At 71.3% G+C, this 13,476-nt stretch carries 8 protein-coding genes; all 8 read right to left on the bottom strand.

The genetic code is table 11. From position 1 onward, the window contains the following. Positions 1-246: 246 nt before the first annotated feature. The 8 genes from RUR_RS20505 to pglY all read right to left on the bottom strand — a co-directional run bounded on the left by RUR_RS20505 (position 247) and on the right by pglY (position 13,377). The gene (locus RUR_RS20505) at positions 247-1,182 is read right to left on the bottom strand and encodes an oxidoreductase (RefSeq protein ID WP_283136713.1); all 936 of its coding nucleotides are present in this window, start codon (positions 1,180-1,182) and stop codon (positions 247-249) included. Further along, positions 1,179-1,688, bottom strand: coding sequence for a hypothetical protein (locus tag RUR_RS20500; RefSeq protein WP_283136712.1), 510 nt, complete (start codon positions 1,686-1,688; stop codon positions 1,179-1,181). The genes RUR_RS20505 and RUR_RS20500 overlap by 4 nt, the downstream gene beginning before the upstream one ends. 14 nt (positions 1,689-1,702) lie before the next feature. Beyond that, positions 1,703-2,074, bottom strand: coding sequence for a WD40 repeat domain-containing protein (locus tag RUR_RS20495; RefSeq protein WP_283136711.1), 372 nt, complete (start codon positions 2,072-2,074; stop codon positions 1,703-1,705). A gap of 60 nt (positions 2,075-2,134) precedes the next feature. Then, positions 2,135-2,707: a dihydrofolate reductase family protein gene (locus RUR_RS20490; RefSeq protein ID WP_283136710.1), complete on the bottom strand. Its 573-nt coding sequence runs from the start codon at positions 2,705-2,707 to the stop codon at positions 2,135-2,137. A 512-nt stretch (positions 2,708-3,219) separates the two neighbouring features. Next, positions 3,220-5,337 (bottom strand): DEAD/DEAH box helicase, encoded by a 2,118-nt coding sequence (locus RUR_RS20485; RefSeq protein ID WP_283136709.1) that lies wholly within the window; start codon positions 5,335-5,337, stop codon positions 3,220-3,222. Further along, positions 5,337-6,656 carry a BREX system ATP-binding protein BrxD gene (brxD, locus tag RUR_RS20480; RefSeq protein ID WP_428847009.1) on the bottom strand — a complete coding sequence of 440 codons (1,320 nt, stop codon included), beginning with the start codon at positions 6,654-6,656 and terminating at the stop codon, positions 5,337-5,339. Before brxD ends, RUR_RS20485 begins: the two co-directional genes overlap by 1 nt. Before the next feature lie 8 nt (positions 6,657-6,664). After that, positions 6,665-9,499 carry a BREX-2 system phosphatase PglZ gene (gene pglZ / locus RUR_RS20475; RefSeq protein WP_283136707.1) on the bottom strand — a complete coding sequence of 945 codons (2,835 nt, stop codon included), beginning with the start codon at positions 9,497-9,499 and terminating at the stop codon, positions 6,665-6,667. Then, complete coding sequence (gene pglY, locus RUR_RS20470) at positions 9,496-13,377, bottom strand: BREX-2 system ATPase PglY (RefSeq protein ID WP_283136706.1); 3,882 nt, start codon at positions 13,375-13,377, stop codon at positions 9,496-9,498. The genes pglZ and pglY overlap by 4 nt, the downstream gene beginning before the upstream one ends. Positions 13,378-13,476: the final 99 nt, after the last annotated feature.

Here is a 13,476-nt window from a genome sequence, read left to right as displayed (position 1 = left end):
GGTAGGCCGATCGGCCTAGTACTGACAAGGCCGGGCCAGACCGGACGTGGGGAACGGCCGGCGCTACGGGGATGAGGTGTTGTACGGCCTGCGGTCGGCCCGGCGGAGTTCGCCCGCATAGGACGAGGAGATGTACGGCCTGCGGCCGGTATGGCGGCAATCGCCGCGCGGGAAGATCGAGCAGTCAAGAGTTGAGCGGCTGTACGGGCCTTCGGCCGGACGCCGGAACCGCCCGTCAAAGACCCGTCAGACGAGTCCGTCCAGCTCCGCCAGGTCCTCGGCGGAGAGCTCGATCCGTCCGGCGTCGAGGTTCTCGGCCAGGTGGACCGGAGAGGAGGTTCCGGCGATGACGAGGGTCACCGGGGAATGCGCGAGCAGCCAGGCGAGGGCTACCTGAGCTCGGGTGGCCTGGGTTCGGGCCGCGACGGCGTCGAGGGTCTTCACCTGGATTTCGCTCGGTCCGAAGCCGGGGGGAACCTGAGAGGGGTCCAGGTCGGCGCGGAGCGCCCCAGCCGACAGCGGGAAGTACGGCACGAAGGCGATGCCGTGCTCCTCGCAGTACCGCAGGACGTCCGCCGAGCCGCGGTCGAGCAGGTGGTAGCGGTTCTGCACAGCGACGAGGGGTGCGATGTCGCGGGCCTGCGCCAGCTGCTCGACCGTGACACCGCTGACCCCGAGATGCCGGATCAGGCCGCGTTCGCGGAGTTCGGCGAGTGTACGGAACGAGTCGGCGAAGGAGGTGCTCTCGTCGGGGAAAAGCAGCCCGTCACCGCCTGTCCGCAGATACACCAGGTCCAGGCGTGCTTTTCCGAGTCTCGTCAGGTTGTCGTCGACCTGCTCGCGCAGCGCGTCCGGGGAGGCCGCCGCGTTCCAGGCGCGCCACTCGTCGCGCTCGACTCCGACCTTTGTCGCGATGAGCAGGTCTTCCGGGTAAGGGTGGAGTGCTTCACGGATGAGCTCGTTGGCCACGTGCGGTCCGTAGAAGTCGCTGGTGTCGATGTGGTCGACGCCGAGCTCCACGGCGCGGCGGAGCACCGTGAGGGCGCGTTCCCGGTCGGCCGGGGGTCCCCACACGCCGGGTCCGGGAAGCTGCATGGCGCCGTACCCGAGGCGGTCGACGCTCAGCCCTTCGGCGAGTGTCAGCCGCCGGGCCGGGGAAGTGTCCTTGCTGTTCAGGCTCACGCTTTGCCCTCTTCTCGGGGTGGATGTCGTGGCTCGGCGGCAGGATGGGCGGCGCGGAGGGCGATTCGGTCGCGGATCGAGGACGTGGTGACGCCCCCGGTCTCGTGCCGGGCGAGTTTTCCCCGGACGACCAGGTCGTGCACGCCTTGGCGGGTGACGCCGAGCATCGCTCCGGCCACCGAGTACGAGACCGCCTCGGCCGCGGGATGCCCGACCCGCCGGGCCACCGTACGGCCCAGCGGGGTCTGCCACCACCGAGCGGGTGGATCGAAGGGGCCGTCACTCGGATACAGGGTGCCGACCAGGCGGATCGCGGTGAACCCGGCCGTCTGGTCGTCGTCCCCGAGGAGCTCGGAGGCCCACCGCCCGGCGCGTTCGGCGATCCGGGACCGTACGGTCTCCAGCTCCGATTCGAGCAGGATCTCCAACGGGTCGATCAGCCTGCTCTCCACCAGGGTGAGCAACTGCGCGGTGAGGTCGCTCCAGGTGGGATTCCCGGTGTCCATGCTGCCCCTTCCAACTACTTGACACCAATCATCAAGTACTGGACGCCAAGCGTCAAGTAGTCTCGTGGCACCGCCGTCTCCGGGCCGAACCCCACTACCAGCCGGCTGTCCGCAGCGACGGCCACCGCCGCCACCGGCGCGGGAAACACCACCTCCGACCCCACCTGCCGGCCGGTGGCCAGATCCCACACCCGCACCGTCCCGTCGCCGCCGCCGGTGACCGCGACCGGACGGCTGTCCACGACGCCCGTCGCCACTGCCCACACCACGTCGGTGTGTCCGGTGAGGGGTTCGCCGAGGGGTCGGCCGGTGGTCAGGTCCCACACCCGTACCGTGAAGTCGTCGCTGCCGGTGACGGCAACGGAGCACCCCTCCACCACCGCCACCGAAGCCACCGGCAGCCGGGCGGCTTCTCACCGATCCGCGCGCTCACCAAGCCGAACCGCCTACTTGCGGACGCGAAACCGGAGGACGGTGACGGCGCCCGACCGCGTGCTGTCGATCGGTTCCAGGTCTGTCCTCGGCAGGCCCGGGGACGAGAAGCGGACGCCGTCGCCGAGCAGCACCGGCAGAACGTACACGAGGATCTCGTCGACGAGCCCCCGCCGCAGGCACTGGCCGGCCACGTCGGCGCCGAGGATCTCCAGGTTCTTGCCGCCGGCGGCGCCGCGCGCCGTGGCGACGGCCTCCCCGATGTCGCCGGTGAGGAACGTGACCGAGGGGTCCGGCGGGTCAGGCGGCCTATGGGTGAGGACGAACTGGGGTCCGAACCATCCCCCGCCGTAGTCTCCGCCGCTTACCTTGCCGCGGCTCATGGTCTCGATGCCCCGCTTGCCGACCTCGTAGGTCCGCCGACCGACGAGCATGGCACCGGTGGCCGCGGCGATGTCCGGGAACTCATCCGGCGCCATGAAGTCGAATATCCAGTCCATCGCGTGGCCGGGACCGGCGATGAAGCCGTCAAGCGACATCGACCTGTTCACGACCACCTTGCCGGTTCCCGTGCTCGTGTTTCGCACCGTGCTCCTCCGAAGGACCTTCGCGGGCTGCCGTCCCGGGCTGTGAGGGATGATGTTACGCGCCCGGATCTCATCGCCTCGAAAGCGATAGAGGCAGGTTCGGGGCATGGCCGTGCCGGGTTCGGGCGGTCAAGGCTCACGGACAACGACTTCACCGGAACAGGACCGCGGTCACACCTGGCGAGCAACCACGGTCGACTCTTGCGACCAAAACCAGGGGATCGACGCTTGACCCGGCACGCCACCTGTCGTACGGCTTCGCGATCGTTCGCGCACTCGGGTTCGGCACCGCCCGCGCCGTCTACCGCGCGCACCCTGGCAGCCGGACCGGCCGTCCAGCGAGCACGATCAAGCCGTACCTCCATTCGATCGGCCACCTGGGTGGAGACACGGTTGGCTGTCAGTTGAGGTTGTAGCGGAGGGTCACGGCTTCCCGTGACACGTGATTCCGTTGGGTTTGTGGTCCGTGACCTGATGCCACCCGTACCCGAAAAGTGTTGCCGTCAGAGCACTCAAGGCGCAAGCTGCATACGGTACGGGTCGGCCAGGGTGGCGCGTGCGCCGTCGAGGTCGGCTAGGCGGGCTGCGACTGTGGCTGTGGCGAGGCGTTCCGGGAGGACGGCGGAGAACTTCAGGCCGTGTACGGCGCGGTGGTCGACGTCCGGCAGCACTAGAAACTCGCCGTCGCGGGCGTCGGTGTAGGCCTCGCGCCAGGCTTCGGGGGTGAGGTCTTCGCGCAGCCGTACCCACAGGTCTGTCGGGCGTTGTACCGGGTCGGCGACCGTCGGCAGGGTGGCGGCGAGGGTGGCGTTGGCACGGTAGCCGGCCCAGGTCCACCACCGTACGTCGCCGCCGCTCCGGGTGACGAGGGTTCCGCCGGGGTGGACGATCTCCGGCGCTTCCTCCTCCCGCCATTCGGCGATCCTGGTCAGAGCCCGATGGGTCAGGGACACCGGGGGATCGGCTCCGAGAAGTATCTCCCGCATTGCCCGGGTCAAGGTGAAGGACAATCCGGCGATGCCGTTGCCGGTCCACTTGGCGACGCCTCCGCCGTCGGCGGGTTCGACGAAGGCTCTTTTGCGGGTCCAGTCGATGAAGGTGACCCGCCAGCTCCGGCCGCCGAGCAGCAGCAGCCGGGGCCCGGGACGGTCTTCGGTGAGTACCGAGACGTCGGTCCGCCCGATCTCCTGGCGTCCGGCCAGTACGGTGAACTGGGGCGGGGCGGTGAACGAGGCGGTCAGCTCCATGAAGTGGCGGCGTCCGAATCGCCGTTCGGCTTCGGGGCCGATGAACAGCATCCCGCCGTCCTCGTCGAGGTACCCCTTCTCGACCATGTGCCGCAGGATGGGTGCCGCGGAGCCGTCGAACGGGGCCAGCCCGTTCCATTCTTCCGGCCACAGCCGGTCGCCGATCCGGTGCCGCTGCAGGGCGAGGGCGAGCAGCTGCTGCCCCACCAGGTGGCGGGGTTCGGGCGGCGCGACGACGGGTTCCACCCAGCCGCGTCCCCACAGGAGCAGCAGGCCGGCGGCTTGGAGCAGCGTCTCCTTCCCGGTGGCGAGAAACAGGCAGTTCCGTACGGCGCCGGGCCGCCGCCCGGTACGGCCGAGGCGCTGCAGGAACGAGGCGACGGTGCCGGGGGAGTCGATCTGGATGACCCGGTCCAGGTCACCGACGTCGATCCCGAGTTCGAGGGTCGAGGTGGCGACGATGACGCAGTCCCGGCCCTCCGCGAAGGCTTCCTCGGACCGTTTGCGCTCCTCGGCGGAGAGTGAGGCGTGGGAGAGGTGGACGTCGACTTGGCGGGCACGCAGGGCCGCGCCCAGCTGCTCGACCTGCCGCCGCGAGTCGCAGAACACGAGCCGTTTCTCGCCCCGGTGCAGTGCCGCGATCAGCTTGGCCGCGTTGTCCAGCGAGCCGACGTAGTCCAGTTCGACGTCACCCGAGGGCCCGGAGACGGCAGACGCGGTGACCGGAAGGTCGGGTGCGACGAGACAGCCCTGGCGTTTCCCGGCTCCGGCGCCTTGGAGCCAGGTGAGGAGCCGCGCCGGGTTTCCCACGGTGGCGGACAGGCCGACCCGCTGGATGGGGTGGCCGGTCACGCGTTCCAGCCGTTCCAGTACGGCCAGCAGGTGCCAGCCGCGGTCGTCGCCGGCGAACGCGTGCACCTCGTCCACGACCACCGTCCGTACCCGCCCCAGCAGGTGGGCATGGTCGGTGGTCACCCCGATGAGCATCGCCTCCAGCGACTCGGGGGTGGTGAGCAGGATGTCGGGCGGGTCGGCCCGGATCCGCCGCCGCCGCGACTCGGGGACGTCTCCGTGCCAGAGCCCGGCTGAGCGGCCCAGCCAACCGGCGTACATGGAGATCCGGGTGATCAGGTTGTTGAGCAGCGCCTTGAGCGGACACAGGTAGAGCACCGACGTCCCGGTCCCGTCGCGTCGCACCATGGCGGTCAGCAGCGGAAAGCAGGCCGCTTCGGTCTTGCCGCCCGCGGTGGGGGCGAGCAGGATCGCGTCCTGCCCGTCGAGCAGGGGGGCGATCGCGGCCCGCTGGAGCGGACGCAGGTCGGGCCAGCCGAGGCTGTTCACCACGTGGTGCAGGATGACCGGGTCGAGCTCGCCGGAAGCCATCACAGGTCCAGGTCGACGTCACCGGCGGTGAGGTTGCGTTCGACGTCGGTGAGCTCGCCACCGGTCACGGTCAGGCTGTAGTGCCGCCGGGGGTCGAAGTCGTCGAACTGGTCGACGCGGTCGAGCACGTCGCCGACGAGTTTCTTCAGGAACAGCCGGGGAGCCACCCCGATCTTGCCGCCGAGTGCACCGCCGACGGCCCGGGCCAGGTCGGCGATGTACGGGTCGTCGGCGAGGGCCTTGATCCGGTCGGGTGATTCGGCCCCGGCGGCGTACAGGTCACGTACGGTGGTCCCGAGGTCCACCAGCGACGAAGCGGTGAAGCCGGGCAGCCGGAGCTGTACGGCGCGCGGGTTGTCGAATCGCGGGTCGGTGGTGAAGTCGGTGGCGAGCCGCTGTGCCAGCGGAGCGAGACGCTGCACTCCTTGTCGGCCGTCGTAGAACGCGGGAGTCCCGGTGATCACCAGATACAGGCCGGGGAATCGCCCCGAGTGCACCTCGTCGATGAGCTGCCGCAACGCGTTGAGCGCTTTGTCCCGTGCGTCGGAGCGCATGCGCTGCAGGGTCTCCACCTCGTCCAGGATCACCAGCAGCCCCGAGTGCCCGGAGTCGCGGAGCACGGTGAGCAGCCCCTGCAGGAAGCCGAGCGCCCCGAAGTGGTCCAGGTCTCCCCGTACCCCGGCGAACCGGCGCGCGGCGGCGGCGACGTGCGGCTGCCCGCCGAGCCAGGCGAGTACGGCCGCCGCGGTCGCCTCGTTGTCCTCGGCGAGCGCGGACCGGTAGCCGCGCAGGGCCGTCGCGAACGACGGCGCGTGCCGGGAGACCTCGGTCAGCCGGGCGATCAGCAGTTTCTCCACCTCGGACTGCAGGTCGTCGTCGTCGGCTCCGGCGGCGAGCGCGTCCTCCTCCAGCGCGTAGAACCACGCGTCGACCACGGACCGCAGCGCGCTCGGCGGGAAGCCGGGGGTGGTGAGCCGTTCGGTGAGCCGCCGGTACACGGTTTCCAGCCGGTGCAGCGGCGTCTCGGTCTCCGAGATCTGGATCTCGGCGACGGCGAGGTTGCGGCGTTTGGCACGTTCGCCCAGCCACCGGGTGAAGAACGTCTTGCCGGAGCCGTACTCCCCCCGGACGGCTTTGAACACCGACGCGCCGGAGGTGACCGCGTCCAGTTCGGCGTCGAGCGCCGGTTCGAACCGGTCGAGGCCGGTGGCGAGCAGGTCAAGCCCGCTTTCCGGTACGGCGCCGCGCCGCAGCGCGTCGAGTACGGCGCGGCGGCGGGCCACGCTGACCTGTGTCCGTGCGATGCTCACGCGCACCATTGTGGCGGCTATCGCAGTTCGAACTGGTCGCGAAGGAGCCCGGCGTTGAGCCGCAGCGTACGTCCGTCGGGCATGGTCTCCAGCACCTGCACCCCGTCGTGGTTGAGCAGCTGCCGGAGTACGGCGGCGAAGCCGTCGGCGCGGGCGGTCGGGTAGCCGACGCGCTGCGCGAGGGCGGTCGCGGGCAGGGCCCCGGTGTCGAGCAGCGCGTGTACCGCCTTCTCGATCTTGTCCAGGGGCGGCTTCCGGGCGAGCAGGCCCACCTGGGCTTGGAAGATCTCCGAGTTCAGCAGGCCGCCGACGAGGGCGTCCGCGGTGGAGACGACCCGAGGGGCGAGCAGGGCGTCGTTCTCGACGGGGGTCAGCACCACATCGAAGAGCGCGTCCGCCAGCTCGACTTTGGGCGGCCTGACCCGCTTCGGTGCAGGCGCCAAGATGGGAACGACGGGAGCCACGACCGGCGGGTCCTGCGTCCACCACGGCGGACGCTGGTCACCGAGTTCGCGCCAGCCTCTGGGCGGTTCCGCGCCGAACGGCAGGAACGCCAGCACGGGGATGGTGAACTCGGCGAGCGAGGCACCGCCGTGATACCCGGCTTTCTGCGCGGTGTACCGGGAGTCGGCGTCCCACAGGGCGACGATCGAGGCGCCGGGTTCCGGCCACACCACCCGCGGTCCGGACAGGACGATCTCGCTCGACGCCGTCGGCCCCCCGGGTGCGCGGTGCCGGGCGGAGGCGATGCCGTCGGCGACGACCTTCAGCCCGTGGCGGTCCACCACGTGCCCGTGGTCGCTGGTGAGGAGCACCGCCATGCCCTGCGCGGCGGCTACCCGGAGCAGTTCCCGCAGTTTGCCGATCTGGTCGAGCCGCCAGGCGCCGTCGCCGAGTTTCTGCTCTTTGGCGAGGCGGTCGTCGACGGTGTTCAGCACGACCGCGACGTGGGTGCCCTCATCGGCGAGGGCTTCGGTCAGCTCCGGCCCGAACGGGTCGCCGGCGCTCTCTCCCCGCAGGTCGTCCTTGTGGAAGACGGCCGCCTTGGCCCCGCCCCAGAACCGGTGCGCGGGGAAGAGCCGCGCCTCGTCGGCCTGGGCGCCTTTCAGGAGTTTCCCGGCGAACAGCGAGGTCCGGGAGACCGCGGTGAGGGTCGGCAGCGCGGCGGCCATGGCACGCCGCCGGGGCGGCCGGTCCGCCAGGTCGGGCACCGGGTCGTACTCGGCCCAGTGCCGGCGCAGCTCCTCACCGAGTTCGGCGGCGATGGCCGCGCTCATCCCGTCCAGGACGAGGAGCAGCACCCGCCGTCCCGATCTGGCTGCCACGACGGGTTTCACCACCCGGGTCAGGAAGGTCTCGACGGTCAGCATCGTCCCGGGGTCGGTGCCGGCGGCCGTCCATCCGGCGAGCGTCGTGGCGAACGACCGGTCGATCGCCCGCCGCCGCTTGCGGATCCGCATGCCGAGGTCGTCGTAGGCGGCCTTGAGCGCGCGGTTGGGGTCGCCGCCCGCCTCGATGTGTTCCAGCGCCTGGTCCACCCAGCCGGTCTCGGCGACGTGGCGTTCGATCGCCGCCGCCACCGTCTGGGCCTCCTCCGCCGGGTCGGTCGCGAGCCACGCGGTGAGCCGCCTGGCCATCCGGGCCCGTTCGATCCGGACCCGCACATCCGGGTCGCCGGCCAGGCGGTGCGCGCCGAGTGCCTGTACGGCGTGCGCGATCGCTTCCGGCTCCGCGGCGGCGAGGGCCTGTCCGGCCTGTGCGAACCGCGCCTCCAGTCCGGCGGCGAGCACCGGGCTGGCTTCCGTCGCGGTCTCCGCGCCGAACTGCCGGGCCAGGGCGGACGCCCGGTCCAGCACCGTGCTGACGATCCGCCACGCCTGCCGGGCCGTCTCCTCGTCGGCGTCGGTACGGCTCGCCTCCAGCAGGGTGACCGTGAACTCTTCGCAGGTCTGCCCGAAGGCGACGGCCAACGCGTCGAGGGCTTCGCCGGTCGCGGGGGGCGTCTCGCCGAACCACCGTTCGGCACGGCCGCGGACCCGGTAGGTCGGGGCGTCGGGTTCGGCGTGTACCCACAGGGCCGCGCACACCAGCCCGAACGGTACGGCGTCCGCGCCGTGCCCGGCTTCGGTGAGCGCGAGCAGCGCCCGCCCGGTGAGCCCGCCCTGGTCGGCTTCGCCGAGGAACTCCGACAGCCCGGAGCGTTCCGGTCCGCGGAGGTCGAGGAGCCGTTCGGGGCCGCCGGGGCTGAGCGACCACCGCAGCAGGGCGTGCGGGTCGAGGCCGTCGGCGTCCCGGACCCGTGCCCCGTCGGCGTCGTAGCGGCCGAGGCGCAGCCGGCGCAGGGCGAGCGCGGTGAGCGCCGTCCGGCGGGACAGCACCCCGCCGGGGAGGGCCGGCCAGCCACCGGGCGGGGTGGCGTCGAGGAGCGCTTCGGCGGCCCAGCCGTGGGCCCGTAGCCGCGGGTCGACCTGTTCGGCGCCGAACGCGTCCCTGACCACGTTCCAGCCGTCGACGCTCTCGATGCGCATCCGGTGGGCGCGGGCGAGGATCGCCGGGTCGAGTTCGGTCTGCTCCCGGTCGGTGAGCACCACCAGCACCTCGGGCCCGCCCGCGTTCGCCGCCAGGTGCCCGAGGACGAGTTCGTGGACGGCGAGCGGCGAGGGGGCCGCGGCGACCCGGGCCCGGCGGCCTTCCCCCCAGGTCGGCTCCGCGGGGCCGTCCCACTGGGGCGCGGCGCGCAGCAGCACGACCCGTCGCCGTCCGCCGCCGGTCAGGGAGGTCGCGAGCGCCGTCTGGGCGGACAGGAACTGGGTGAGGGTCGCGGTGGTCAGCCGCATCGCGCCGGAGTTCATCGGTCCACGACCTGCCAGGTGATCTCGATGACGGCGCCGGGTTCCCCGGCGGCCAGCTCGGCCAGTTCCGCCTGCAGTTCGGCGACCGCTGTGGCCGCCGTGGTGGTACGGCGTCCCGAACGGCGGCGCACGGTCTGCGGACCGGCCCCGGTCTCCCGGGTGGTGGGGACACGCGGGTCGCTGGTCGGCGTGGTCAGATCCACGTCCCGCGGGTCGAGTCGCGGCGGCGGCGGTGGGGGCGTGACGACGGGTACGGGCCGAGGCTGGTTGCGCTTGACCAGCGCGGTTACTTCGCGGCGGGTACGGCCGAGGGCCTCGATCAGGTCGGCGGTCCGCTGGTCGGCGTGGGCCACCCCGCGCAGGGACTCCAGCAGCGCCCGGCCTTCCGGCCCCTGCCCTTCGGCGAGTTCCAGGGTGTCCCAGGCCGCGGCGACCAGGGCCTGCGTGACGTCCCGGGCCCGCTTGACGGAGGTCCCGTACCGGTCGGGGCTCACCGAGCCGAGGTCGAAGCGGGCCAGGGCCTCGACGGTCTTCTTCGCCGCGCTCGCGCCCTGACCGGCGGTGGCCAGCGCCTTCACCAGGTCCCGCGACCTGCGGGCGATCACCAGGCGCCCGGTCTCGTCGGTCTCGTCCAGCCCGAGGAACGCGGCGTGCTTCTCCAGCTGGTGGACGAGTTCGGCCGTCTGCTCCTGGTAGGCGCGGGCGGAGTCGACGATCTGCCGGGCGAACTGGTTCACCATCCGGCCGCGCCGCAGCGCCGGGGGTTTGGCGCCGAAGACGGTCTCATACCGGCGCCGGGCCTCGTCCCAGTCGTCTTCGGCGGGCAGCGGCTGGCTGCGCAGCGTGTCGCCCGGCTTGATCTGGGCAAGCTCGGGGGCCGGGTCGAGGGGGGCTCCGCCCCGTACCCACACGCGGTCGTCCATCTCGGCGAACGCGGCGACGATCAGGTGGGCGAGGAACGGGTCCAGGCCGCGCCGGTCCGGCTTGTCGGTCCAGTCGGCCAGGGTGACCAGGCTCAGGTCGCCGGTGACGCCCGCGGTCTGCGCCATCCGCCGGAAGTGGTCGGCCCAGCGGGTGGACAGCTCGAAGTACGCCTCCTTCTGCTGCCCGAGTTCGAGCGGCCCGGCCACCCGCCGCATCAGCTTGCGGTCCTTCTCCGGCACCTCGACCCGCCGGTCGCGGGCTTCGGCCGCGGCCCGTACATGACCGAAGACGGTCTTGGCGTCGGCCGGTTTGACCGCGACGCCGAGGTTGTCCGGGTCGAGGTCGGGGTGTGCCGGGAACTGGTGGGCGAGCAGCTTGCCCGCGACGTCGCGGATGGCGTCCCGCATCGGCTTGGCGAACGGGATGGTCAGGCCGCTCAGGTCGGGCAGCGGCACGAGATGCTCGTCGAAGCCGGGTTCGACGTCGGAGGACTTCTTGTCCGCCAGGCCGTACGCCTGTTTGAGCGCGGCCTTCAGCTGCCGGGTCAACGCCCCGCGCTGGGTCTCCAGCAGGCCCTTGGCCCGCGCCCGGTTGTCGGCGTTGAGGTGGCCGGCGTACTGCGTGGCGAACCGGTGATCGTCGGCGAGGGCCTTGTCGATGACGACGAGCCTGCGGAAGTCCCCGTACCGCTGGGCGGACAGATGGGTGGGCACCCAGGCGAGGGTGCGGGAGTGCTCGCGCTGCCGCTCACACAGGGCCCGGATCCGGTTGACGTCGTCGACGGGTCCGTACGCCCCCTCGTCGAACGGCAGGTCGACGGCGATCCGCCACCGGCCCTCGATCTGGGGTTGCAGGTCGTGGTCGGGCAGGTCGTCCTCGTCGGCGATGTTGCCGAAGATGACTTCGACGGTACGGGCGGAGCCCCGCCAGACCAGGTGCAGATCGTCGGCGCCGAACCGGCCGTCGCTGCGGTCCACCCCCAGCTCCTCGGCGAGCAGCCGCTTGATCAACGCCATCCGGTTGCCCGGGTTGTCGTTGACGGCGGCGTTGGCGATGACCGAGTCCACGTCGACCCCGGAGAGCTCCAGCCGGACACCCGGGTTGGCCCCGCCGGTCTCCTTGATCTCGGGGAAGCGGGCGGCCCATTCGGCCACCTTGTTCTTGATGATGCCGACCTCGCCGCCCGGGATCGGGGTGGTCACCGAGCCGTGGTTGAGCGCGCCGAGGCGGCGGATGGTCAGGTCGCCGAGGGCGGGCACGCTGGGGGCGAGCGCGGACAGCAGCAGCGTGCACACCAGGCGGTTGTCGCCGACGAAGGACCGGCACCGCTGGGTCAGCTGCGGGTCGGTGACGGAGCCGGGCCGGCGCAGGTACTGCTCGACCTCGTCCTCGGTGAGGTCGTAGGAGGTGAGCAGGTACGGCCGGAGCTTGTTCGTGTACAGCTTGTCGGCGGCCTCGAAGACCACCTTCAGGCGGTCGGTGAACGGTTTGTCCCCGCCGTCGGCGATCACCGGGTACAGGTCGCCCACCGGCACCAGGTCGCCCAGCCGCAGGTCGTTCCGGTGGTCGGCGAGGAGCTGGCCCATGAGTTTCAGACCGGTCCGGGAACGCTGCAGCGCCGAGGAGATGTGGACCAGGGTGTCCATGAAGGCGGGGGAGAACGGGTACGTCAGCCGGAACGACTCCTCGTCCGCCCCGGTCATCCCCTTGTCCGAGCCGAGCAGCGTGTCCCAGACCTGCGGCCCGACCTTCTTGGTCTGCTCGAACGCCGCGTCGATCAGCGCCTCCCGGCCCGGCCGCGCCCTGAGCAGCCGGGCGTGCGCGATCTGCGGGAGGTCCCGGTCCTCCAGAGTGATCTTGTCGAACCGGCCCGAGGCGAGGTTCAGGGTGTCCTGGATAGACGCCTCGGCCGCGCCGGACACCTCCTCGCCGACCAGTTCGCGCAGGTCACGCTGGCGGGCGATGAACGACACCACCGGGATGGCCCGCCGGGCGTCCCCGCCCTCCACAAAGTTCGTGATCTTGCTGGCTTCGCGGGCCACGAACCGCTGGTCGTGGATGAGCGTGGCCAGCCACAGGATCAGCTCGTCCAGGAAGAGGATCAGCCCGTGGTAGCCGAGCGACTTCGCGTGCTCGGCGATCACCGACAGCCCGGCGTCGAGCGAGATGAACCCGTGCTCGTCCTCCGCCGCGCCCTTGGCGAAACCCGGCAGCAGGTTGGTGCTCGCGTCCTGTACGAGCTTCGCCCGCAGCTCACTCGGGGTGCTCGGATGCACCAGGTTCAGCGGCGTCCCCGCGTCGTGCGACTCCTCGGCGGACAGCGCCGCATCGAGTAGCTCCGGCGTCCAGGCGAACGAATCACCCCACTCGTCGTCCGGGTCCGCCGCCGTACCGCCCGAACCGAGCCCGCTGATGACCGCCGCGTCCCCCATCCGGGCGCGCATCGACCGGATGCTGGTGAACAGCGCATCCGTCCGGTACACCTGCGGGACCGGCGCCTCCGGATGCAGCTTCTTCACATGGCCGACGTAGCCGCCCAGCACTCGCTGCTCCAGGGCCTTCGCACCCAACATGTGGTACGGCACCAGCAGAAACCGCTTGCCCGCGGTGTCCAGCCACTCGTGCTTGGTCAGCACCGAATCGAACTCGCCCCGGGCCCGGGCCGACGGGGCGCCGCTCAGCAGCGCGTACAGCACCGCCATGAAATGCGACTTACCCGAACCGAACGAGCCGTGCAGGTACGCCGCCTTCGACGTCCGCCCGTCCAACGCCGACTTGATCAGGTCCAGCGCCTCGTCGAAGTTCTTCCGCAGCCGGTCGGTGACGACGTAGTCCCTGAGCGCGTGCTCGGACCCCTCGGCCGTCGTCGCCTCCGCCAGGCTCAGCACGAAGTCCGAGGTGGAGATGGACTCCTTGATGTCGATGACTTCCTTCAGGAGGGGCTGCTGTGCCATGAAGTCCGTCGCTCTCCCTTGTTTCCTGATTCCACCGCGGCCACGTCGCCTGAATGCTTGCTCGGTCTTGGGCTGACTCGGTCTGGGGCTGACCTCGGT

Source organism: Rhizohabitans arisaemae (assembly GCF_025996515.1).
Classification (GTDB): Bacteria; Actinomycetota; Actinomycetes; order Streptosporangiales; family Streptosporangiaceae; genus Rhizohabitans; species Rhizohabitans arisaemae.
Note: the sequence above shows the minus strand (reverse complement) of the source record. Positions and strands in the feature narration are given on the sequence as shown.